Genomic DNA, 22,072 nt, shown 5'->3' with positions numbered 1-22,072 from the left:
AGGCACACTCTAAACCCTTTACTCAAACATTTTATTATTTCAATTTTGACTGACGTGCCAAGAGTGTTCTTCGTTTTGCTGTTGCCCTAAGTCCATTCTGATTTGGTGTTCTGATCTGGTGAAGACTTTAACGCATGGCTGCTGTTAGAGCTGAAAATAATTAAATACGGTGTCCGATTAAGCACTCTTTGCATCCGTTATGAGCACCACCATTGAACAGGATCCGGACATTTTGCTCAGAGTTGAGGATCTGAAGACATATTTTTTTGTTTATGATGGTATTGTTAAGGCACTTGACGGGGTCACTCTTTACGTCAGAAAGGGTGAAACACTTGGCATCGTCGGCGAAACAGGATGCGGAAAGAGCGTTACGGCTTTTTCTGTTTTGAAACTGATTCAGGATCCTCCGGGCAGAATCGTCTCCGGACGAATAATTTACAAGGGCGCAGATCTGACACGCTATCTTCCTTATGAAGTCAAATATGTGAACAAGAAAGGGAAAAGAGTTCGGATAAAGAGGAACAAGAGAGTTATAAAACTTACAGAAAGGATATTTCAGGGCATAAGAGGAAGGGAAATATCCATGATTTTCCAGGAACCTACAACGGCTCTGAACCCTGTACTGACTGTCGAAAGGCAGGTGGGTGAAGCGCTACTGATGCACAGGAAGTCTGAAATCATAGATTCCATTCTACGCAAGGAAGTGGCCAGTCTCTCTGGTTATGCATCCGGCATCAGGTCACTCATCGATGATTTTGATGTCTCGGGAACGAACAGAGATGATTTCAGAAAGACCGCCATGCTAACAATATCCAATCACGTGAAGGATCAGCGTCAGCAGATTCAGGTTTATGATGTGATAACATCAAGGGGCCAGAAGCGAAGCAAAAGGCTGAAGGAAGCATTACGTGTGGCAAAAATAGGCTCGCTTTCAAAGGCTGCCAGGGGTATCCTTCAGCTCGAAAAACAACTTGACACGCTTTTGAAGAGTGAGAGGAATGCCATATTGGCAGGCAGCGACCTGCGCGCTATCAAAAAAATTTCTATTGAGGTGAGACGATGCAGGTGGAAGATCGCGCTCAGTAAGCTGAATTTGATCGCAAGGAGGGAGTGCAGCAGATCGATAAACACCGAAACTTCCGGCTGGGTTGAAGAACTGCTCAAGCAGGTCAGCATTCAGGATGCCCACAAAGTTCTAAGCAGCTACCCACATGAACTGAGCGGCGGCATGCAGCAGCGTGTCATGATTTCCATGGCTCTTTCGTGCAATCCGTCACTTCTGATTGCCGATGAACCCACCACCGCTCTGGATGTGACGATTCAGGCACAAATACTGGATCTGATGAAGAAGCTCAAGAAGACAACAAACGCCTCTGTCATGCTTATAACTCACGACCTTGGTGTGATATCTGAAGTGTGTGACCGCGTGGCGGTCATGTATGCCGGAGTCGTGGCGGAAACCGGAACTGTAACTGAGATTTTCAAGAACCCGCTGCACCCGTATACAAAGGGTCTGCTCTCAGCCATACCAAGGCTGGATATGCCAGGGAAGAAGCTTACTACCATTCCCGGCTCAGTGCCAAACCTGCTACGGCCGCCAGCCGGATGCAGGTTCCATCCCAGATGTCCGTATGTCATGGACGTATGCAAGACGACCGTGCCTGTTACGGTAGAAGTTTCAAAGGGCCACACGGTCAGCTGCTTCCTCTTCGGAGGTGTTGACAATTAAAAATAACCTTTACATGGATATAAGGCATCTTAAACAGTACTTTCCGATTAAAGCAGGCGTGATGTCGAGAAGCGTTGGTTACGTTCATGCGGTTGACGACGTCTCCTTCCAGATATATCAGGGGGAGACCGTTGGTTTGGTTGGTGAGAGCGGGTGCGGCAAGACAACGACAGGCAGAACATTGCTGCGGCTTCTCGAACCCACCTCAGGCCAGGCTTTCATAGATCCGCCAGACTCTGTTTCGGCCGAATTAGATGCGCTCTACAGTTCTCTTGAAACTGAAGGCGCGGATGCAAAGAACAGTGAAGAAACACTAGAACGAATACGCAAAATTGCAGAGCAGTATTCGATTTTCAAAGCGAAGAGGAGGCGTCTCAGAGAAATCAGAAAGACAATGCAGATTGTTTTTCAGGATCCGTTTGCATCGCTGGATCCAAGGATGCTTGTAAAGGAGATTCTCTCCGAACCGTTGCGTATTCACAGGCGCATAACCGAGACCGGCAATTCAGATAACTCTTTGCCGGAAAAGGATTCGAACACTGTTTCAGGTAATGGCAGGATGACAAAAAAGGAAATCGACGAACGTGTTTTGTCTCTGATTAAGGACGTTGGATTGAATGAAGAGCATCTGTACCGCTTTCCGCATGAATTCAGCGGCGGTCAGAGACAGAGAATATGCGTGGCAAGAGCACTTGCACTGGATCCAAGATTCATAGTGCTCGATGAACCCACTTCTGCTCTCGATGTTTCAGTTCAGGCACAGATACTCAATCTTCTGAGGAATCTTCAGCAGAAGAACAATATGTCCTATCTTTTCATCTCACATCATCTGAGCGTTATCAGGGCAATGTGCAACCGCGTTCTGGTCATGTATTTGGGAAAGATCGTCGAAGTGTCTGAAACTGAGGAGCTGTTTGTTCATCCTCTGCATCCGTATACTCAGGCTCTCATTTCCGCGATACCTATACCAGATCCTCTTCTTAGGAGGGAGAGAATAATCCTTTCCGGCGATGTGCCGAGCGCGGCGTCGCCTCCCAGCGGATGCAGGTTCAGAACCAGATGCCCCTATGCTGAGCAGATATGCAGGGATGAGGAACCGAAGCTCCGGGACTGGAACAACACAGGACATCAGGTTGCCTGTCATCTCATACACAAAATGGACAGTAGAATTATTGATGCTGCCGAAAAGGCAAGCGTTATCGCAGGGGAACATTTCGACGAGTCCGTTCTATCGAAGGCAAATTAGGGTTGGAATACCATGGTTATGCAGCCGGAATACGAACTGAGTTTGACGGTTTTGACACCGGTTGGACCGATATGCGGCAGACAAGCAGAAGGAGACCATTTGTATACCGGTGAATCAACGGTTAAATACTCCAAGAAATGTACGCTGGATAAGGACACGTCAGATTGGCAGTCCACCGGCAAATGGTGTTGTGCTCAATGAAAATGACAACCTACATAATAAGGAGACTTTTGCTTCTGATTCCTGTCATTTTAGGAGTAACGGCATTCACATTCATACTCACGCGCGTGAATATAGGTCTCTGGATTAGCTCGCTCATGGGCCGCATAAGGACACCGGCAGCAAAAGCGCACATCATTGCAGAATATCATCTTAATGCGCCAATCTACCTTCAATACTTTTATTACATGCAGGGACTTCTCTCCGGCAACTGGGGATTCACAAGCGGGTTTGATACTCTCGTCGGCACTTACAGGCCGGTTTTCCAGGTAATGCAGGAGCGTCTTCCTAACACAATTGAACTGGCCGTTGCTTCAATAATTCTTGTTGTGCTTTTCTCGATTCCGCTCGGAGTTATATCGGCAGTCAAACGTGATAAACTCCCTGATCATGCATCAAGGCTCTGGGCGATGATAAGTTACTCCACCCCTACATTCTGGCTCGGCCTCCTGATACTTTTTGCCATTTCTCCGTATGTGCCAATTACCAGCATTTCCAACTCGATTGGCATTTCCTATTACTTTTCGCCAAATGGCGGTTTCGAACCATGGGTCGTGCATCAGGGCGGGTTGATCCTCGGCACCAGACCCACGGGCTTCCTGATTATAGACACCCTCATTTATGGAGACTTCCCGGCATTCTTCAATAGCATTGAGCATATCATACTGCCAGCGATTACCGTAGCCTTGACGAGCATGGGTGCTATAGTGCGCTTTCTCAGGTCCAGTATGCTGGATGCCATGGGTCAGGATTATGTCAGGACTGCAAAGGCAAAGGGGTTGCCTCAGAAGCGCGTTATCAACAAACATGTAAAGAGAAATGCATATTCTGCCACCGTTACAATACTCGGGCTCCTGCTTGCCTCCCTCATGGGCGGCGTAGTGATTACCGAAGAGATATTTTCATGGCCGGGCATAGGTTACTGGCTCGCCGAAGCTGCGATTGTCAATGATTTTGCATCCATCATGGCATCTGTCTTCGTGTTCGCTATAATAATCGTTGTGGCGAATCTGATTGTGGATATAGTGTACGCGTATCTTGACCCCAGAGTCAGGCTGGGGTGAGGAGCTGAATCGATGACCACGTCTTTTGGTAAAGCACAGCGTTTTAAACCGAGCAGCATACTTCCAAGGATCGCGCAGTTCAGAAGACAATTTTATTATTTCAAGCAGAGTCCTCTGGCTCTCGCAGGACTCATCATAACCTCGCTGTTCGTCTTCCTCGCAATTTTTTCACCTGTGCTGACCTCGGGCAACCCTTACGTGCTGGAATCCAACCGGAAACTGCTCAACGACTATATACCATGGTTCCAGACATGGAGGTACCCTCTCGGCACAACATACTTCGGCGTGAACCTGCTGCCGGCAATAATTAAGGCAGCCAGGGTTGATCTTGCCATATCGCTCGCCGTCGTCTCGGCCGGTGCCACCGTTGGAATACTCTTAGGCGCATTCGCCGGATACAAAGGCGGCGTGGTTGACGACATACTGATGCGCGTGACGGACATCTTTTTCTCCATACCATTCATAGTGCTGGCAATTGCGATGATCGTCGTGTTCCGCGAAGACTTTGCGCATGTGGCAGGCGGCGTCATGACACTGCTGGTATTGTCACTCATCATCATCTGGTGGCCCACATACGCAAGACTCGTCAGGGGGCAGGTGCTTTCTGTCAGAGAGCTGAAATATATAGAGGCTGCAAAAGCCTCCGGTGCAGGCACTCTCAGGGTGGTCTTCCGGCACATAATTCCCAATTCCGTATACCCGGTTTTCGTCCAGATGTCTCTCGATGTAGGATCCGTGGTTTTGCTGCTCGCTGCGCTCGATTACATCAATATCGGCATAAACTTCATTTATCTTCCAGAATGGGGTAATCTGGCAACCTATTTTCAATACAAGAGTGTGGGCATTACGCAGGCGCTTCAGTATCCGTGGACATTCATTGTCCCCGGCCTCGCGATACTCATGTACTCACTGGGTCTGAATCTGCTTGGAGATGGTCTCAGGGATATACTCGATCCGCGCATGAGAAGATGATGCACGGTTGACGATTCGCCCCTGAAAACCCTCTTTTCTCACAAACATTCATATATTGATTGATGTAACATGGCATTGAAAATAACGTTACGGTGCAATTGAAGACCATATTGGTATTGCAATTACAGGTTTCGTGCTTGCGGGTGAAAGTTCTTTGAAATTCAGATTTTTTGGAGGTGCCGATGAAGTCGGCGGCCTTGCAGTAATGCTGGAAGACGGTTTTGGAAAGGTAATGTTCGACTACGGTTTAATCCCGAGGGATCCGCCTGTATATCCCCTTCAGGCTCCTCCGGTGGATGAGATAGTGCTCACACATGCCCATGTTGATCACTCGGGTATGATTCCATGGCTCACATCGCGCTATCCGGTTCCCGTCCATGGTACGATGCCGACTAAGGATGTCGGCAGGCTGCTTATGCTGGACAGTATAAAAGTCGCTAAGATGGAAGGCTTTCCTGAGCCGTATGACCCGGGAGACGTCGACGACGCAATGAAGCTTTTTCAGGTCGAACGGTTCGGACATGCCTTTGAGATTGGAGGAACAGAATTCATTCCGCGCATGGCAGGACATATACCGGGGGCTGCAATGCACGAGATAAGGGCAGACAGAAATGTGCTTTTCACAGGCGATATACATACGGCCGAAACGAGACTGGTGCAGGGTGCCGAGGAAGTCAAGACGGACATCATGGTCGTAGAGTCGACATATGCGGGAAGGGAACATCCTGACCGAAAGAAAACCGAGGCTGAGCTCATCGACAAGGTCAACGATATTGTTGGCAGAGGAGGACAGGCCATACTGCCTGCCTTTGCCGTGGGAAGAACGCAGGAACTGCTCATGATACTCGGAAAAACCGGGTTGAACATCTGGGTCGATGGAATGGGCAGGAAAGTCAATTCAATCTACAACCGTTCGAAGGATTACGTCTCTTCTGCAACAGAACTCAGAAAGGCATGCGTCAGCGCGTTCGAAGTCCAGACAAACGAGGACAGATATCACAGCGACAGGGCCGACGTGATTGTCACAACGAGCGGGATGCTGGACGGCGGGCCGGCGCTAAGTTACATCGAAAGGATAAAAAACGATCCGAAGAGCGGTATACTCATAAGCGGCTTCCAGGTCGAGGAGTCCAATGGTTACAGGCTCCTCAGCACAGGGCAGCTGGAGATCAACGGCGTTCTGGAGAAGATAAACTGCGAAGTGTCAAGATTCGACCTTTCGGCACATGCAGGCCACAGTGAGATCGTCTCGTTTGTGAACAGATGCGATCCCGAAACGGTGATACTCGTGCACGGAGACGGGGACAAGAGGAAGATGCTGGCCGACGAGTTCGATGGAAGAAAAGTGTTTATGCCCAAGAAGGGAGAGAGTCTGGAACTGTGATCAGGCAGACTCCCTGACCTTTCTCGCTATTTCATCTGCCATCTGCGAACACCTGGATGGACTCGGGGCATTATTCGCATATCCGCCATCTATGAGATCGTATGTTATGACTTTCCTCTCCTTTATAGTGTCGAAGACCGCGTTCCATACATTCTCCGCGGCCTCCCTTTCGCCTAGATGCTTCAGCATCATTTCGCCTGACAGTATCGTCGCAACAGGGTTGACTTTGTCCTGCCCTGCATATTTCGGTGCAGAACCGTGGACCGGCTCGAACAGCGCTATCTCGTCACCGATGATTGCACCCGGCGTTATGCCAAGACCGCCGGCGAGTCCTGCGCACAGATCCGAGAGTATGTCGCCGAATAGATTCGTGGTAACTATTACGTCGTATGCCTGCGGTTTCTTCACCAGTTGCATTGCCATGTTGTCTATGAGTCTCTCTTCAAATTCAATCGTCGGGTAATTCTTGGCGACTTGCTGCGAAACTTCCTGGAACAGCGCGCCAGTGGTCTTCATTATGTTGGCCTTGTGAACAGCAGTAACTTTCTTCCTTTTCTCCCTCACTGCGTAGTCGAAGGCGTAATTTACAATCCTTTCAGACGCCTTTCTGGTGACGACAGATATCGTCTCGGCTGCGGAATGATCCCTGTCGATCCAGTGCTCGATGCCTGAATAAAGCTCTTCAGTAGCCTCTCTTACGACAACGAGATCTATGTCGGAATATAGCGTTCCTACCCCTGCAATCGATCGTGACGGCCTCACGCTTGCATACAGGTTGAGCATCTGTCTCAGTGCCACGTTCACGCTTCTGTAGCCGCCGCCAATCGGCGTGGTCAGCGGGCCCTTGAGCGCGATCCTGTTCTTCTTCATGCTGTCAAGTACGGCCTGAGGAAGCGGTGTGCCCTCCTTCTTCAGCGCTCTCTCTCCTGCTTCCACTACATCCCAGTCGAAATTGACCCCGGTGGCCTCAAGAACCTTCACCGTTGCATCCGTAACTTCAGGCCCGATGCCGTCTCCGGGAATCAAAGTAACACGGTAGGAACTCATTATAACCACTTCTTAATGACAAGAGTAGCTACGTGGCTGTATTAATGATTAATCTATTTCGCGGTTAAGGCGCTATGTCTCTGCGGCATCCAGGCCGCTTCATCTATTTGCGTTCCCTCCGCCTGTCGAAAGCCTGAAATGAAATGTCTTGATGATGTTGTACAGCACTCCGGGCATCTGCTCGTAATTGCTTATCTCAAACATCTTTCCCTTGCCCTGCTGCGCCATCCCTGCGCATATGTCCTCTCTGGCATCCAGTCCGGTCGTCATCATTACATGCAGCTTGGGAAAGAGCGATGCTGACGTTCTCGGATCGTGTCCCATGGTATAGTTTCCATCCGTGATTATTATGCCTATTCTGTTTGGCGTCTTCGCCTTCTCAAGCTCCGTTATGCCTGCGTTCAGGCCAGACTCGATATTCGTGTACCCCATGGCATTCAGGTCAAGCAGGTCCCCTATGAGCTTTTCAAGGTCCACATCCCTGTCCATTTTCTTTATCACATTCGCCCTGTTCTCAAACAGGATCACTGCATATTCTATGCCTTTGAGCCTCTGAGCCAGGACCGCAATCGAGCTGGTTGCCATTGCAAGTTTTTCGCCAGTCATAGAAAGACTGGCATCTATGATGAGGACACAAGCGATGTGCTTAAGCTCTTTTCTCTCCATCACAATCTGGGTGGCATCATTTGAGGACGGAGAAGACATGTTGTCAAGTGTGCTGGATATGTCTATTTCACCTTCGATGCCGGGGGAGTAGTCTATCAGTCTCCTAACCATCGGCATTCTCGTCGGGCCAAGCTCCTCAAGTGTCCTGTCTATTATTGCCCTGATTGCAATTCTTCTGGCCGCCCTGACCAGCGACGGGTCCTTTGCCTTGAGCCTTATCTTCTGGTAGTTCTTGGCAATCGACCATACCACTTCGTCGCTTGTTCCGGACGGAATATCCACGATTCCCCGCAGCCTCTCCATTATCTCCAGGGCGCTTTCAGGTTCCTGATTCAGATCCCGATCGTTTTTTTTTCCCCGGCCTTCCCTTCCGTAGTGTCTTCAGGGTTACTGTTTTCCTCCTTCTCGCGTTCGGAAACAGGTGTCCTGCTGACAACCTTGTCTATGATCTCGTCGATTACCTCGTAGACATTCTTCTTAGAATCTTCGCGCAGCTCCATTCTTGTGGGAAGAGACAGATATGCAGCATTCCTGAAGTCCTCTATGTCCCTTTCTGTGAATGACATGATGGTTGCCATGCTGGTCGCAGCTCTGATTGATGCTCCCCGCCTTACAAACGGGTGCACCCTCGTTTCCCTGATTATTGCTGTTATAATGCGCGTCGCGTGTTCGTCGTGGAGACCTGTGCGCGTTTCCACAATGCTGCGCTCCTCTTCCTCGTCCTGATACGTCAGAGGGAGAAGTTCGAACCTGTCGGATAGCGCCTCCGACAGGGAGCTCGTGGCAATGAACTCCCTGGGATTCTGAGTTGCAATTATGAGAAAACCTTCCTTCGCATAGACTGTGCCGATTCTCGGTATCTCAATCTTCCCTTCGTCCATCGCCGGCAGGAGAACATTCTGCACTCCTTCATTCAGCCTGTTGAGTTCGTTGATGAAAAGTATCCCCCCGGCGTTCATGGATTGCGTCAGGGGACCGCTGATGAATGACTCCTCGCTGTACCCCTTCTGCATGACAATCGGCGGATCGAACCATCCAGTCAGTTTCTGCTCTGTGTACCGCTCATCCCCATCTACGCGCAAAATCGGTCTCTGCAGATAGTCTGCTATTGCTGTCGCAAGGACGGTCTTTCCCACTCCCACGGGTCCCTCAATAAGTATGTGCCTTTGCGCATTTGCGCATATCAGGGCCTTCCTCAGTTCCACTTCCCTTCCGATTATGGAGTGCTTTGTCTTTATGCCTCCAACGGCTCTGTCAAGTGATTCCCGGTCTAGGGTAAGTTCTCGCAATTCAGTCACACCTGATTATTCTGCCTGTCTTCTTGCAGGTATTTTCAATTCAGTCTATGCCTTTGCATTAATTAAATTGTCGCACGATCATGCTATGCCTGATAGTTCAGACACAGAGCGGCCCTCTCACGTTTAGCGCCTGGCTATCCGGCCCGTATTGCCAAGCGGCCCGCCATTACTATGATCAGGAAGCCGAAACCCAGCATAGGGAGCAGAATGAGAATATTTGTCACCCTTATTCCCAGCAGCCAGGAAAGTAGATTTGCGAGCATAACTGCGGTCAGCATTATAATGAAGAGCAGTGCAAGTCTGAGCACACCGCTCAGAGCTACATTCTTTTCCGAAGACACCGCAACAGTCATGTGTTTATGCTCCGCGGTGGACGGGCGCAGAAAACTGTATGATGTGAGCGCAATTATTATGAGCAAAACGTCGAACGCTTCCGAAATCAGCGTGCCCCGCGCAAACGAGATGAACACCACTACAGTAGCCGCATACGCTATGCAAACACCCTGCATGGCGCCTGCTACAGCAAGTAATATGATGATCAGCAATGCCACAGTAAAAAGCATGTAAGCGTGACTGTCCACCAACATCATTGCCAATATCGATACTGTTAGCAAGGCTGTCATTTCGTATTTGGAAACTGCAGGCTGCCAGACCATCATCTGGGCCCCCTTGTCATCGCCTTTCCTGCAATTTCTATCACGCTCTGCAACGCTTCACTCCTGTCCCAAGTGATTGTTCTGCACACCTTCGACAGCCGTATTGCATTGTTCTGCTGCGAGAGCCTGAGAAGCTCACGCGCCACATCCTCTCCGGTGCGCGTAGACGTTCTTTCGAATATGATGGGTACAATCGTCCACACATCTCTGAAATTCATGGCCAACGTGGCTACCGAGTCAAGCGTCTCGTCATCGGCGAGCGGTGAAATAACAACATGCTGTGCAAAAGCCTTGCCGTACACTTCAGCTGCCTTGTCGATTTGAGCCGGAGACGGATGTCTGGAGACGCCGATCGATGCCAGGAGGTGGGAAATCCTCTGGAACTGCCTTATGCCGTAGTCCGGCTTAACCCTGAACGGTCTTTCGCCCAGAACAATCATTCCAACCGAATTTCTTTCCATTATTGCTGAATACGCCATAGAAGATGCAGCGAATGCCGCACGTCCTGCATAGCGCTTCGTCAAATCCTCGTCCGAATCTATCATTTTTACGTCAAGTATGATCAGCATCGTGCCGCTGCGTTCGCTGACAAAATCATTCACCCATAATTCATCGAGGCGAGCGGATGTCTTCCAGTTGACATGATGCAGCGGCTGTCCTTCGTCATATTGGCGTATTGAGTGAAACTCGTAGCCGCTTCCGGCATATCTCGAAGCAATGTTTCCCGGAAGCATTCTGTAGTTCTTTGGTCTGAACAGTTCAGTTCTCATCCTGGCAACACCGCTCAGGACAGTAATTTCTCTGACTTCACCGAAGTCAATACTCCTGGCGCTTATTCTGAACAGGTCTGATATGAAGACGCGGGGCCGCGGGATCGAAAACATTCCTCCTTCGTCCATCGTAATGGAAATGCTGACGCTTCTCGTTCTATGCAAAAGAAACGTGCGGCGAGCCGCTGGATTGTGGAAACCTTCAGGAAAATCCTGCACCAGCGAAACGAGCAGAAGTCTTCCGGCGTTTTCAAATGTGTAGCTGAGGTGAAGCTTCTCACCGACAATGGTCGTGCCTGTATCGCATTCCTGTATGCTGCTGAAATCTCCGCCGGCATCTCTTAGGTCGCTCTCCATGACAATCAGGATAATGACAGACAGGAACATTGCAGCCGGAACAGGATTTCGTGTGATCACCGACAGGATGAGTAAAAACGAGGAGAGCAGTACTGCAGGCGCAAATCCCGGACCGGTCAGTCAATCCACCTTCGGTACGTTCACCTGTTCCAGTAGCTCTGAAACGATTTGTTCCGACTTCACACCTCTGAGCCAAGGATCTGGTTTGAGTATAAGCCTGTGTGCCAGAGCGTTCACCGCATATTCTTTAACGTCGTCGGGCGTCACGAAATCTCTCCCCCTGACACACGCGCCGGCCATGCTAAGTCTCATGAGTGAAAGCGATCCTCTAGGCGACGCACCAATCTCGACCGAACGGTGCATCCTTGTCGCTCTGACGACATCCACGATGTACTGTTCAATCTCCCGCGATACGTGCACTTCCTCTGTCTCTCTCTGTATCGACAGCAGTGTTTCCCGATCTATTGCGGGGGAGATTTCGAAACCTTCAATTTTCCGCTCTCTCCTTCTGCTCAATACCGAAGCTTCCTCATCCTTCGTAGGGTATCCGACGGATATCTTCATCATGAACCTGTCAAGCTGTGCTTCAGGCAACGGATACGTGCCTTCATATTCAATGGGATTCTGAGTTGCCATTACGATGAAGGGCTTCTCAATGCCGTACGTCTTGCCCTCTATTGTCGCCTGTCTTTCCTGCATCGCCTCGAGCAGGGCGGATTGCGTTTTCGGCGGCGCCCTGTTTATTTCGTCGGCGAGGAGAATGTTTGTGAATACGGGTCCCTTTCTTAATTCGAACTCGTTGCTCTTCCTGTTCAGTATGCTTGAGCCGGTGACATCGGAAGGAAGGAGGTCCGGTGTGAATTGGATTCTGCGGAAGTCGCAGCCTATAACTGCTGCGAAACTTCTCGCAATCAGTGTCTTGGCCAGTCCGGGAAAATCCTCAATGAGTATGTGGCCGTTTGCAAAAATGGCCGCCAGCATCTTCATGACGACATCATTCTTGCCTACGACCACCTTGTTCATCTCAGACAAGATAAGCTTTGCTTTTCCGTTAACTTCCTGGGCATTCAGCTTGATCACCTTCAAAAATCTTCGAGGCATTCAATCGCGTTTTCAATCTTTTCGGCGAATTCCTTTTTCGAAGCAGGCATCTTGGCGTTCTCGACCTTCCCGGAAAAGGAGCTCTTATACAATTCAGCAAGCGGCTTGTTTCCGAAGAATCCAAATGCTCCTTTCTCGTCAATAATTGCTGTCAGTTGCCTGTAACCAACCTGGTTTCTGGCCGCAGCCCTCTCAACTAGCAGGGCCCTCAGCTCTGCAAGGATGATCTGCTGACTGTAGACCCTGCCGTCAAGCGCCATGCCGGCAATTCTCGACTTTCTCGCGAATCCGCTTTCTCTTTCTGTGGATGCAGGCATTTTCGACGTAACTGGTGTAGCTTCAAGGAGTCCCAATGCCCACGTGATAAGCATGTATTCCATTCCACCAGCGGCAACAATGGCGACTGGCAACAGGTAAAGTGGCGGAACACCGGTTAATCTCACAACAGCGTACGCGGCAATAGTTGCAAGCGATATTAGTGCAATGTGACGGGCCGTCGTTCTGCCCGTTCCTGCTTCCGGCAAGGTCATGCTGTTCATTGTACTGTCAAGCTCCCGGGCGCTGCCTCCTTTATCTCTTTTCTGATTTCCTCGAGCAGACTTACGGCTCTGTCTCTCTCTAGTCCGCCAAGCGGATGCATGCTGTATTTGGCTTCCTCGAAAAGAGATGTGATTTCTGCTACAGTTTTCCCTTGCAACCCGAACCGTTCCGTTATTCTTTTCTCAAATTCCCTTGCCGTCCACCATCCTTTGTCCTCGGCACCCCTGCTGGAGAGGAAAGAGCACATCTTTCTGTACGAATCGAGTATTGCGGCGCGCGGATCCGCGCTGTCTCTTATCTTTTCTATCTCCTGTCCTATGCTCTGTGAGATCATTTCGTGCGCTTCATCTTCGTTCTCATGCATCCCGGTTGGCCTGATAGCAACGATGACGTAGATTGCAGCCAGAGCCAGTATCAATGCAATGGTTACTGAAAGCACAAGTCCTATTGCTGAAGAAAACTGCGAGCCGCCGTCGAAGCCTATTACGGGCGCCGTCGAATTGCCTGTCACAGGGCGCGCTGACCTGTTGAGAATACTCGAAGAGAGATGTGCTGAGTTAAGCAGAAAATAGAGTCCCACAAGTGAAAAAATGAAAGCGAGAGCGATTATGCTGTTGGTCACAAAGGAACTTCTGCTGCCGCCTCCGACCAGGATGCCCTTCTTCGAAGTCCTCACGTGTATGAAGAAGAGGATCACTTCCATGATGAGGACGGCTATGAAAAAGACAATGATCAGGAATAAGAGCGTATACCCTACGGCAGGTCCCAGTTGCACCGGCCGGCCGAGATTCGACAGGAAGCCGGCATTACCGGATACGGATGCAATCATTACTGATGAAAGCACCAGTGCCGCAAATACAAGCAACAGCCTGAATGTGCCTGCAGTCAAGACACTGCTTCCTTTTCTCATCGATCCCCCGGTTCTCACTGTTGAGGCTCGTTATCGTCAGGAAGCTAAACAGCGCAACGATATATAGACATTCAGCAGGTAAAGGTGCCGTGGACATCATAGTCATTGGCGGAGGATGTTATGGAACGTTTCAGACGAGACGTTTGCTGAAGGCAATCGGGGCCGGCAGGATCGGCGGCAACGCAAGGATCGTCATCGTCGACAGGAATGAATCGCCGCCGGCCAGAACAGAATTCGGAGATAACGGTCGGGTTGTGTTCGCAAAATCTGACTGGTCCTCTTTCCTGTCTGATTACGTTCTCAGCTATTCTGCCGGCAGAGGCGATCAGCTCATACCTGCTCATATTGCACCACATCTGTTGTTTGACGTGTGTTCAAACTACCTTCGCGTTCGTGGAGGTCATGCCGTTGAATTTATACCCGTCGTAACAACATTCGATTTACCTTTTGAAAAGAGCAATGGCACAACGAAGTACATCAGTGCTGCAGCCTGGCTCTGCCCCTTTTCATGCATCGAGCCATCCGTCTGTCCCGCAATAAAGGGGGAGAGAACGTGGGATCTCAGCACGCTGGTGCCTGCCAGGGTCGGAAGGTCTGCGGACATGACAATCGTTTTTAAAACCACCCATTATGCATGGGGTGTGAGCAGCATTTCATCGGACAGTGTATTCGAGTCCTGCGAATCACTGCTGAAACGCGCTCTGGCTTCAGGAGACGGAGGGCTAACTGCTGTTGTCGCGACGACCAGCAATTGCCATGGAGCTGTTGGACTGATGAAGATAACGCCCTGCCCGGATGCAGCAGGGCATGCAGTTAGGCCGCAGGACAGGAAATCAGTCATCGCAGATGTGGCATGAGTCCACGTCAAGACCCTGATCCAGCGCCCCGTGAATGTTACACATGAGCCTGTTCTTGCGTATAAATTCCGTAAGATCGAATAGACCCCTGACCACTAACATCCTGTCTCGCTTCTCGTCAATGTTCAACGCGAGTTCCGAAATCGCTCTCCTTATTGCCGGGTCCTCCAGATATCTTGCTTCCTTTCCCCTGCTTCCAGTGATATAATTGCTCACCGCGGCCTGTGTAACGCCCAGAAGAGATGCAACCTGCGTCTGGCTCATGCGGCCGTTGTTCACGAGTTCCCGCGCCAGCATTGAGCGCAGCGCTGGAATAACCGCAATCGCCTCAAGCTCTGAAGGTAGATGCATCAGCACAGTTACCTTTGAAAAGCTCTATTAACCTTTCTAGGGTACAGTCGGCACTGCCGTTCTGTCGTGTCACTTTCCCCAGAAAGGATCTGTTTTCCTCTTAATCTTCAGGAATTCGTCCAGAACCTGGCTTTCATCGAAGTTTATGTCCTCAGGCAACAGTTTCGTAACATCAGACTCAGGTATGTCCGAGTAGAGCACATCTCCCTCGGAAATCTGCCTTCCAACTGTTGGTCCCTCTATTGCCATAGCGACCTCGTCCCCGGCGATTGCCACGGTTTTCGCCTGTTCACCGGCACGAATGCTCTTGAGTCTTCCGGCTTCCCTCCCGTCGCTCCTGATCAGTTTTGTACCCTGCATGACCTTGCCGGCCAGAACCCTCACACCTACTATGGCAGGTTTGCTTAGTCTGAAAACGTGATTGGGCATGAGAAGCATCTTTCCGGGGAAAACCACATCTTTTCTCTTTTTCTCAAGGTCTTCTTCGCTCTTCTGCTCCTTCCACTTCGCAAAATTGTCCAGCAGGGTGTAAATCACGTCGCCGCTTATGACCTTGACATCCGTCTTTACCAGCGCCTCGGAGGCTTCCGGCAGTAGCGGTACATTGAACGCAAGTATCGCCTTTTCCAGTACATTCTGTTTTGATTCACGATCAATTATGTCGCGCCTCGTGACCGGGCCAACATATCCGTTTTCAATCTCAATTCCCCTGTCTTTAGCCTCAAGCAGGAGTGCTTCAAGCGAACCTATGGCATCTGTCTTCACAAGGATGCCACTCTCGTCAAAACTGACGCTTACTTCGCTCTCCTTTGATATCCTGTCCTCCACCTCTGAAGGATCCTTACGGTAGGCATAAATTGGAGAGCCTGCAGCAACGCCGTCGGTGCTGTGCAGAAGCAGCTTTACACCTGCTGCAGCCGAGACACTGTCGAACGGCTTGAATCGTTCTTTTGGATCCTTGGTCTCACGCAGCGGTCTTGCCTTGAATATGCCTCTTACTCTGGTTGCAAGTATACCGTCCCTGGTGCCCACTGCGACAGTGTCGCCGACGCTCAGCGTGCCGGCATAAATTATCGTGTCGGCTGTTACGCCGAATCCTTTTTCCTCCTTTACTTCGATTATTGTTCCCTCGGCAGGGCCGTCCTCGGTATCGAGTCTCTGTTCCAGGTATCGCTGTGCGAGTCCTGTGAGCACGAGCAAAAGGTCAGGAATACCGTCTTTCGTTTTGGCGCTCAGAGGCACGATCGCGACATTCTTTGTAAAATCCTTTATCCTGTCATATCTGTCTGCAGAAAAACCCAGTCCGGTCAGATCCCCTATAATCTTGTATAGTGCCTCATCGAGTTTCTGAAGGACATCCTCACGCTGCTCGTTCATGAGCAGTACGAACGGTTCAAAGCTCCTGCTTCTCCATCCGTCTATCAGATCAACCTTGTTTGCCGCAATGACAAAAGGTGTCCTGTACCTGCGCAGCAGCCGCAGAGATTCTACTGTCTGAGGCATTATGCCTTCCCTGATGTCGATAACAACAACTGCAAGGTCAGACAGGGCGCTTCCTCTCGCCCTCATCGACACAAATGCATGATGTCCCGGTGTATCTATGAAGAGCAGACCAGGAATGGTGAACGTGCTGTCCTTCAGTATCTTTTCGCAGAGCTTCATTACCCTGTCCATCGGCACCTCAGTGGCGCCGATGCCCTGAGTTATGCCCCCGGACTCCCCCGCCGCGACGTAGCTTCCTCTGATGCTGTCAAGTATGGTTGTTTTTCCGTGATCCACGTGACCCATTACAGTCACGATAGGCTGTCTGACAGGCATTGTAAACCCTCATTCTATTAACCACTCGGCATCTATTCTCCTGTAATCTATGAGCTCATAATCATTGAACAATAGGTTTATTTCTCTTTTGGCTGACGCCTGGGAATCTGAACCATGTATGACATTCCTGCCCGGGTGAAGTGCAAAGTCACCCCTGATCGTTCCAGCCTGCGCCTCTGCAGGATTTGTCTTTCCCATCATTGCTCTGACAACCGACACTGCCTCGTGACCCTCCCATACCATGCATACTGCCGGGCCCGAGGTGATGTAGTTAATCAGTCCTTCGTAAAACTGCTTTCCCTTGTGCTCTGCATAAAACCGTTCCGCAATATCTCTCGGGATCCTGTAAATCTTCAGGGCAACCACTCTGAGCCCTTTCCGCTCCAGTCTGGACACTATTTCACCGATAAGTGCTCTCTGGACTCCGTCAGGTTTTACCATGACAAAGGTCTTTTCCATCGAACATCACTGTTCCTTTTTCTCTTCCGAATCCGCAGCAGCAGATGCCGTCTGTTCTGCTGGAGCCTCGGGTGTTTCCGGCGCTTGCTCCGTATGTTTCTCCCCGGCTTCTTCAGCGTGACGTCTCTGTTCTTCTCTCTTAAGTCTGGACGCAAGATCCTTCGGCACATATTTTTTCGCGACTGCGGGCCTGCTCTTCTTTTCCCTGTCTTTCCACTTTGAGGCGCTCGAGCTCAGCGAAGACCACCGCGTTTCTCTTGGCACGCGTTTCAATTCCACAAAATTGACAAAACACTTGTGCCTGTCGAAATAAAAGACCGAACCGTCTATTCTGATGTACATCTTTCCAGTCCCGGGCTCTATGCCGTTACCGCAAAAAGTGCAATTTCTTCTGTCAACCATCTGGAAACACCTCTCACCTGATGGACAGCTTTCTTGCTTCCCTTGCTGTTTCACGCAGCATAAGAATATCGCCGACCCGAAGCGGACCCATAACGTTTCTCGTTATAATCCGGCCCTTGTCTTTACCGTCCAGCACCCGGACCTTGACCTGCGTCGCTTCGCCGGTCATTCCCGTACGCCCTATGATCTCAACAACTTCTGCTGGAATACTGTCGTCTGGCAATTGCTACCACCTACTTCTTCAGCTTCCGCAATTCTTCCAGGACAGAGTCCATCATCTGTTTTGCCTTTCCGGCATCAACAATGGCAACGGAGGCAGTCGGCTTGTCGAGTCCGGCAGCAGTTCCAAGTTCAGTTTTCTTGGGAACATATGCATAAGGAATGTTCTTCTCCTCACACAGAAGGGGTAGGTGGGCAAGTATCTCAGGCGGGTCAACATCTTCGGCCATAACGATAAGACCCGTTTCGCCGCGCTCGATGACCTTAGTCACTTCGTTCGTGCCTTTCCTGAGCTTCCCGCCTTCGCGTGAAAGCTCGACAATCTGGTAAACTTTCTCCGAAAGTTCGGACGGAACCTCGAATCTTACATATATCGGTTTTGTCATTTTAATACCTCATTCGGATGCCATGCATCTTCATCATTCACGGGCACCTGTATTTATTTCACAGAACCCTTCCTCGATATAAAGCTTCTTGAGTATGATGCTGTCTTTGGCAACTGTCCTGTCCGGTGATTTCGTGCCGGTGATTTTCGGTTTCAATCGGGCCTGCCATTCCTTCTGCCTTTATTTCACGGCGCTCAAGGACCCGTATGGCCATGGCAATATTTCGCTCCCATTCACATTGCATCGCCCACTGAACAGGGCGGTTTTTCTAACGACCCCCTGAAAAATTGCCATGACGACACAATCTGTCATTTTGGCGCGCATCTCACATGCATTGTCTTCCGGCCGCACGTTGAGCTATGCCTGACTAAGCGATATTGCCTGTCAAATATTGACAGGTTGACATATTATTTATGATTACGAATTTAGATAGTAAAGTGATGCTATCGTAATATTTAAATAAGGTACCGGTTTACGCGCCAGCCATGACCAAAATCCGAGGCGCATTCACGGCCGTCGTGAGTCCATTTTGCCGGGACGGCTCACTGGACAGAGACGGCCTCTCTGACATGCTCTCCTTCCAGTTGGAGAGCGGCGTTGACGGCATCGTGGCTGCCGGCACAACGGGCGAGGCGTCCACGCTGTCTTCGATAGAATATCATGAAGTGCTTGAGCAGTGTCTCGCGGCCTGCTCGGCAGGCAAAGCGGTTCCTGTGGCAAGCACCGGCAAGAACAGCACACGGGAAGCAATGGAGATGTCTGCGGTGGCGGCGAAGATGGGTTTCGAGTCACTACTGCTTGTCGACCCTTACTACAACGCGCCGAGTTCGCTCGAAATACGGAGAGAATATGTTGAACCAATATGCAGATCCCTCCCCGACGTATCGATCATTCCCTATATCATACCGGGAAGAACAGGGACGCAGCTGCTGCCTCAGGATGTTGCGATTCTTCACAGTAACTTTCCCAACATCAGTTCCGTGAAGGAAGCCACAGGCAGCCTGGATAATATGAAGGAGGTCAGGAAATACTGCGGCAGTTCCCTTTCGATAATGTCGGGTGACGACGCGCTGACCTATGGCGCTATGACTGATGACCATATTGCTGCGAACGGTGTGATTTCTGTCATTTCAAACATATTTCCCCAAGCGGTCACCGGGATGGTGAAATCACTGCTTGACGGCGACGCCGCTGAGGCATCAAGACTCAGAGATATGCTGTCACCGTGGTTTGAAGCAGTAACAGTCAGATCGACGGAAAGTGCGCCACAAGGAAATGTGTCGCTGAAGTATCGAAATCCGGTACCCGTCAAGAGCCTCATGCATCTGTTTGGAATGCCGTCAGGTTTTTGCAGACAACCCCTTGGAAGACTTGGTCCAAACGCCGCATTATCGCTGCTGGAACTCGCACGTGAGCAGTATGCGAAGCATCCGGAGCTCTTTGACAGTATAGAAGACTTTTTTGACATTGACATAGGAGAAAGAATTCTTAACCCTGACCTAATCAAGGAGATATCGTATGAAGCATACTGAAGTCATAATCTTCGGGATCAACGGCAGGCTTGGCAGTGCCATTGCACGGCACAGCGGTGGCGAATTTACAGTTGCGGCCGGCATATCTGATTCTGTTACCGCCGGGTTTGAAATAGTGACAGGAGGGGAACCTGTTTCGGTTTATCAGGTTCATGCCTTCCCGACCGAGCTCGCAAGGGGCAGGACCGTCATTGACGCTTCATCCCCGTCTGGAACAGAAGCTGCAACGGCTCTATCTGTTGAGACCCAGTCTCCTCTGGTTGTTGCCACAACAGGGCACGACGCACGTCAGCAGAACGCAATCGCCTCGGCGGCTGAAAACGTTCCAATCGTGATGGACAGTAATTTTTCCCGCGGAATCGCGATGCTGAGGAGCATCCTCCCAGTGCTGTTTCCTGCCCCGGAAGGATTTGACGTAACCATCCTGGAAAGACACAGGGCAGAAAAGAAGGACTTTCCAAGCGGGACAGCAAAACAGCTTGCGAGCGAAATTTCTGCCCTCTACGGGGACATGCGCATCAAAACGGAAGCAGGGCCAAGAAAGCAGCGTGATATTGAGGTAGTTTCAATCCGCGCAGGATCCGCACCTGGATCGGAACACAGAATTTTCCTTCACGACACCTTTGAAGAACTGGAGTTCAGGCATACGGTTACTGACGGCCGCGCATATGCCGCCGGCATAGCCCATGCGGTGAAGTGGCTGAACGAAGAGGAAAGACAGCCCGGTTTATATTCAATGCATGACATACTCGCCCAAAGCAAAGCGTAGTGCAGGTGAATTTATTGCGGGAATCACATCCTATTGTGGCTGGCTGCGACCATCTTACCGACCGTGACGGTGTTCTGCACATAGACGGGATCAGCTCCTCCGAGATTGCTGAGAAGTTCGGAACCCCGGTCTTTGTCACTTCGGAACGCCGCATAAGGGAGAATTACAGAAGAATTCACAGTGCGTTCGCTTCGAACCGGAAGAAATTCCGTCTGCATTATGCGCTCAAGGCCAACAACAATCTATCAATAATACGCATACTCAGGAGCGAGGGAGCAGGCGCGGACTGCTCCAGCCCTGCGGAAATATTCCTCGCGAGGCTTTCCGGCTTCAGCCCGGAAGAGATTCTTTATAGTGGAAATTTCAACTCCGACAGCGAACTGGAATATGCATTCAGCTCAGGCTGTGTCATAAATCTCGACGACGCGCCGCTTCTCGGCAGACTCCTTGCGTACGGCGATCCTTCGATCATTTCATTCAGAATAAACCCGGGCGTGGGAAAGGGAAAATACGAAGGCATAGTCACTGCAGGCCCCGATGCCAAGTTCGGCATGAGGGAACAGGAGGCTGTATCGGCCTACAGGCATGCCATAAAGTCCGGCATCAGACGTTTCGGCATGCACATGATGACCGGCTCGAATGTGCTGGATGCGGAATACTTTCCTGTTGTTTCTGAGAAACTGATGGGAATTGCTTCGCGCATTTCAAAAGAGCTGGGCATATCCTTCGAGTTCATCGATATCGGCGGCGGTTTCGGTGTTCCCTATCAGCCGGACGAGGTGGCCCTGCCGATAGAAGAGATAGCGGCATCTGTCGTCAGCGTTTTCGAGGAAGCCCTGAACAGCAACAGGAAAATTGGAGACCCCACACTGGTCGTTGAGCCAGGGAGATATCTTGTCTGTGATTCTACAGTTCTTCTGGCGACGGTGACACATGTTAAGAGATCGTATAAGACTTTCATCGGCTGCGACGCTGGTATGAATACGCTTCTTCGCCCGGCACTGTATGGTGCATACCATGAAGTGCTGCTGGCCAACAGGCTCGGCACCGAAAAGAACATAGTTGCCAACGTCACCGGGCAGATATGCGAGAACAGCGACATGATGGCAAAAGACCGCAGCATGCCAGAAGCGTCTGCAGGAGACCTGCTCGCTTTCCTCGACGCGGGTGCATACGGCTTTTCGATGTCCAGTAGGTACAACACACGTCCAATGGCCGCCGAAGCGCTAGTCAGCGGCGGGAAAGTCGAGGCAATCAGGGAAAGGGAAGACTTTACAGATCTTGTGCAGAGACAGAAGATACCGCCGCATCTTCTTTGAG

23 protein-coding genes are annotated in these 22,072 nt (G+C 50.5%); 9 read left to right on the top strand and 14 right to left on the bottom strand.

The genetic code is table 11. The features are described from left to right. Nucleotides 1-199: 199 nt before the first annotated feature. The 5 genes from KIS30_07335 (at nucleotide 200) to KIS30_07315 (ending at nucleotide 6,614) form a co-directional block, all read left to right on the top strand. Nucleotides 200-1,729 carry an ABC transporter ATP-binding protein gene (locus tag KIS30_07335; GenBank protein ID MBX8646552.1) on the top strand — a complete coding sequence of 510 codons (1,530 nt, stop codon included), beginning with the start codon at nucleotides 200-202 and terminating at the stop codon, nucleotides 1,727-1,729. A 13-nt stretch (nucleotides 1,730-1,742) separates the two neighbouring features. Further along, nucleotides 1,743-2,975 (top strand): ABC transporter ATP-binding protein, encoded by a 1,233-nt coding sequence (locus KIS30_07330; protein MBX8646551.1) that lies wholly within the window; start codon nucleotides 1,743-1,745, stop codon nucleotides 2,973-2,975. A 197-nt stretch (nucleotides 2,976-3,172) separates the two neighbouring features. Beyond that, nucleotides 3,173-4,258, top strand: a complete 1,086-nt coding sequence (locus KIS30_07325) for an ABC transporter permease (GenBank protein ID MBX8646550.1) — start codon at nucleotides 3,173-3,175, stop codon at nucleotides 4,256-4,258. Between the two features lie 12 nt (nucleotides 4,259-4,270). Then, nucleotides 4,271-5,230, top strand: coding sequence for an ABC transporter permease (locus tag KIS30_07320; protein MBX8646549.1), 960 nt, complete (start codon nucleotides 4,271-4,273; stop codon nucleotides 5,228-5,230). A gap of 154 nt (nucleotides 5,231-5,384) precedes the next feature. Continuing rightward, entirely contained in the window at nucleotides 5,385-6,614 is a 1,230-nt protein-coding gene (locus KIS30_07315) for an MBL fold metallo-hydrolase (protein MBX8646548.1), read from the top strand. Here the strand turns inward: KIS30_07315 and KIS30_07310 are convergent, their stop codons facing one another. The 8 genes from KIS30_07310 to KIS30_07275 form a co-directional block, all read right to left on the bottom strand. Next, the gene (locus tag KIS30_07310) at nucleotides 6,615-7,661 is read right to left on the bottom strand and encodes an isocitrate/isopropylmalate dehydrogenase family protein (GenBank protein MBX8646547.1); all 1,047 of its coding nucleotides are present in this window, start codon (nucleotides 7,659-7,661) and stop codon (nucleotides 6,615-6,617) included. A gap of 99 nt (nucleotides 7,662-7,760) precedes the next feature. Beyond that, nucleotides 7,761-8,630, bottom strand: a complete 870-nt coding sequence (locus tag KIS30_07305) for a VWA domain-containing protein (protein ID MBX8646546.1) — start codon at nucleotides 8,628-8,630, stop codon at nucleotides 7,761-7,763. 29 nt (nucleotides 8,631-8,659) lie between these two features. After that, the gene (locus tag KIS30_07300; GenBank protein MBX8646545.1) at nucleotides 8,660-9,616 is read right to left on the bottom strand and encodes a MoxR family ATPase; all 957 of its coding nucleotides are present in this window, start codon (nucleotides 9,614-9,616) and stop codon (nucleotides 8,660-8,662) included. A gap of 143 nt (nucleotides 9,617-9,759) precedes the next feature. Further along, entirely contained in the window at nucleotides 9,760-10,284 is a 525-nt protein-coding gene (locus KIS30_07295; GenBank protein ID MBX8646544.1) for a hypothetical protein, read from the bottom strand. Beyond that, nucleotides 10,281-11,438: a DUF58 domain-containing protein gene (locus KIS30_07290; GenBank protein ID MBX8646543.1), complete on the bottom strand. Its 1,158-nt coding sequence runs from the start codon at nucleotides 11,436-11,438 to the stop codon at nucleotides 10,281-10,283. The genes KIS30_07295 and KIS30_07290 overlap by 4 nt, the downstream gene beginning before the upstream one ends. A gap of 90 nt (nucleotides 11,439-11,528) precedes the next feature. Continuing rightward, on the bottom strand, nucleotides 11,529-12,509 hold the full coding sequence (locus KIS30_07285) for a MoxR family ATPase (protein ID MBX8646542.1): 981 nt from the start codon (nucleotides 12,507-12,509) through the stop codon (nucleotides 11,529-11,531). Beyond that, the gene (locus KIS30_07280; protein ID MBX8646541.1) at nucleotides 12,491-13,048 is read right to left on the bottom strand and encodes a hypothetical protein; all 558 of its coding nucleotides are present in this window, start codon (nucleotides 13,046-13,048) and stop codon (nucleotides 12,491-12,493) included. The genes KIS30_07285 and KIS30_07280 overlap by 19 nt, the downstream gene beginning before the upstream one ends. After that, nucleotides 13,045-13,959, bottom strand: a complete 915-nt coding sequence (locus tag KIS30_07275; protein ID MBX8646540.1) for a DUF4129 domain-containing protein — start codon at nucleotides 13,957-13,959, stop codon at nucleotides 13,045-13,047. Before KIS30_07275 ends, KIS30_07280 begins: the two co-directional genes overlap by 4 nt. Nucleotides 13,960-13,979: 20 nt before the next feature. Here KIS30_07275 and KIS30_07270 point away from each other — a divergent pair, with 20 nt between their 5' ends. After that, nucleotides 13,980-14,816, top strand: coding sequence for a hypothetical protein (locus tag KIS30_07270; protein ID MBX8646539.1), 837 nt, complete (start codon nucleotides 13,980-13,982; stop codon nucleotides 14,814-14,816). On the opposite strand, the gene KIS30_07265 is transcribed toward KIS30_07270, so the two are convergent. The 6 genes from KIS30_07265 to rpl7ae form a co-directional block, all read right to left on the bottom strand. After that, the gene (locus tag KIS30_07265; protein ID MBX8646538.1) at nucleotides 14,793-15,167 is read right to left on the bottom strand and encodes a hypothetical protein; all 375 of its coding nucleotides are present in this window, start codon (nucleotides 15,165-15,167) and stop codon (nucleotides 14,793-14,795) included. The two genes, KIS30_07270 and KIS30_07265, sit on opposite strands and share 24 nt — an antisense overlap. A 69-nt stretch (nucleotides 15,168-15,236) precedes the next feature. Beyond that, complete coding sequence (infB, locus tag KIS30_07260; protein MBX8646537.1) at nucleotides 15,237-16,985, bottom strand: translation initiation factor IF-2; 1,749 nt, start codon at nucleotides 16,983-16,985, stop codon at nucleotides 15,237-15,239. Between the two features lie 9 nt (nucleotides 16,986-16,994). Beyond that, a complete protein-coding gene (ndk, locus tag KIS30_07255; protein ID MBX8646536.1) occupies nucleotides 16,995-17,444 on the bottom strand; it encodes a nucleoside-diphosphate kinase in 450 nt (149 codons plus the stop codon). Nucleotides 17,445-17,450: 6 nt separating this feature from the next. After that, a complete protein-coding gene (locus KIS30_07250; protein ID MBX8646535.1) occupies nucleotides 17,451-17,846 on the bottom strand; it encodes a hypothetical protein in 396 nt (131 codons plus the stop codon). A 13-nt stretch (nucleotides 17,847-17,859) separates the two neighbouring features. Then, nucleotides 17,860-18,069: a 30S ribosomal protein S28e gene (locus tag KIS30_07245; protein ID MBX8646534.1), complete on the bottom strand. Its 210-nt coding sequence runs from the start codon at nucleotides 18,067-18,069 to the stop codon at nucleotides 17,860-17,862. Nucleotides 18,070-18,079: 10 nt separating this feature from the next. Beyond that, nucleotides 18,080-18,451, bottom strand: a complete 372-nt coding sequence (gene rpl7ae / locus KIS30_07240) for a 50S ribosomal protein L7Ae (protein MBX8646533.1) — start codon at nucleotides 18,449-18,451, stop codon at nucleotides 18,080-18,082. A 485-nt stretch (nucleotides 18,452-18,936) separates the two neighbouring features. Between rpl7ae and KIS30_07235 the strand changes: the two genes are divergently transcribed. Genes KIS30_07235 through lysA form a run of 3 tightly spaced genes read left to right on the top strand, consistent with a single transcriptional unit; the run spans nucleotide 18,937 to nucleotide 22,071 of the window. Continuing rightward, nucleotides 18,937-19,983, top strand: a complete 1,047-nt coding sequence (locus tag KIS30_07235; protein ID MBX8646532.1) for a 4-hydroxy-tetrahydrodipicolinate synthase — start codon at nucleotides 18,937-18,939, stop codon at nucleotides 19,981-19,983. Further along, nucleotides 19,970-20,752, top strand: coding sequence for a hypothetical protein (locus tag KIS30_07230; GenBank protein ID MBX8646531.1), 783 nt, complete (start codon nucleotides 19,970-19,972; stop codon nucleotides 20,750-20,752). Before KIS30_07235 ends, KIS30_07230 begins: the two co-directional genes overlap by 14 nt. 14 nt (nucleotides 20,753-20,766) lie before the next feature. After that, complete coding sequence (lysA, locus tag KIS30_07225) at nucleotides 20,767-22,071, top strand: diaminopimelate decarboxylase (GenBank protein ID MBX8646530.1); 1,305 nt, start codon at nucleotides 20,767-20,769, stop codon at nucleotides 22,069-22,071. Nucleotide 22,072: the final 1 nt, after the last annotated feature.

It is taken from the genome of Candidatus Sysuiplasma acidicola, assembly GCA_019721035.1.
Classification (GTDB): Archaea; Thermoplasmatota; Thermoplasmata; order Sysuiplasmatales; family Sysuiplasmataceae; genus Sysuiplasma; species Sysuiplasma acidicola.
Note: the sequence above shows the minus strand (reverse complement) of the source record. Positions and strands in the feature narration are given on the sequence as shown.

Excerpts from the sequence above, each read along its gene's own strand:
- KIS30_07335 (MBX8646552.1), top strand. The coding sequence starts at position 200 with ATGAGCACCACCATTGAACAGGATCCGGACATTTTGCTCAGAGTTGAG.
- KIS30_07330 (MBX8646551.1), top strand. The coding sequence starts at position 1,743 with ATGGATATAAGGCATCTTAAACAGTACTTTCCGATTAAAGCAGGCGTG.
- KIS30_07325 (MBX8646550.1), top strand. The coding sequence starts at position 3,173 with ATGAAAATGACAACCTACATAATAAGGAGACTTTTGCTTCTGATTCCT.
- KIS30_07320 (MBX8646549.1), top strand. The coding sequence starts at position 4,271 with ATGACCACGTCTTTTGGTAAAGCACAGCGTTTTAAACCGAGCAGCATA.
- KIS30_07310 (MBX8646547.1), bottom strand. The coding sequence starts at position 7,661 with ATGAGTTCCTACCGTGTTACTTTGATTCCCGGAGACGGCATCGGGCCT.
- KIS30_07305 (MBX8646546.1), bottom strand. The coding sequence starts at position 8,630 with ATGGAGAGGCTGCGGGGAATCGTGGATATTCCGTCCGGAACAAGCGAC.
- KIS30_07295 (MBX8646544.1), bottom strand. The coding sequence starts at position 10,284 with ATGATGGTCTGGCAGCCTGCAGTTTCCAAATACGAAATGACAGCCTTG.
- KIS30_07290 (MBX8646543.1), bottom strand. The coding sequence starts at position 11,438 with ATGTTCCTGTCTGTCATTATCCTGATTGTCATGGAGAGCGACCTAAGA.
- KIS30_07285 (MBX8646542.1), bottom strand. The coding sequence starts at position 12,509 with ATGCCTCGAAGATTTTTGAAGGTGATCAAGCTGAATGCCCAGGAAGTT.
- KIS30_07280 (MBX8646541.1), bottom strand. The coding sequence starts at position 13,048 with ATGAACAGCATGACCTTGCCGGAAGCAGGAACGGGCAGAACGACGGCC.
- KIS30_07275 (MBX8646540.1), bottom strand. The coding sequence starts at position 13,959 with ATGAGAAAAGGAAGCAGTGTCTTGACTGCAGGCACATTCAGGCTGTTG.
- KIS30_07265 (MBX8646538.1), bottom strand. The coding sequence starts at position 15,167 with ATGCATCTACCTTCAGAGCTTGAGGCGATTGCGGTTATTCCAGCGCTG.
- infB (MBX8646537.1), bottom strand. The coding sequence starts at position 16,985 with ATGCCTGTCAGACAGCCTATCGTGACTGTAATGGGTCACGTGGATCAC.
- ndk (MBX8646536.1), bottom strand. The coding sequence starts at position 17,444 with ATGGAAAAGACCTTTGTCATGGTAAAACCTGACGGAGTCCAGAGAGCA.
- KIS30_07250 (MBX8646535.1), bottom strand. The coding sequence starts at position 17,846 with ATGGTTGACAGAAGAAATTGCACTTTTTGCGGTAACGGCATAGAGCCC.
- rpl7ae (MBX8646533.1), bottom strand. The coding sequence starts at position 18,451 with ATGACAAAACCGATATATGTAAGATTCGAGGTTCCGTCCGAACTTTCG.
- KIS30_07235 (MBX8646532.1), top strand. The coding sequence starts at position 18,937 with ATGACCAAAATCCGAGGCGCATTCACGGCCGTCGTGAGTCCATTTTGC.
- KIS30_07230 (MBX8646531.1), top strand. The coding sequence starts at position 19,970 with ATGAAGCATACTGAAGTCATAATCTTCGGGATCAACGGCAGGCTTGGC.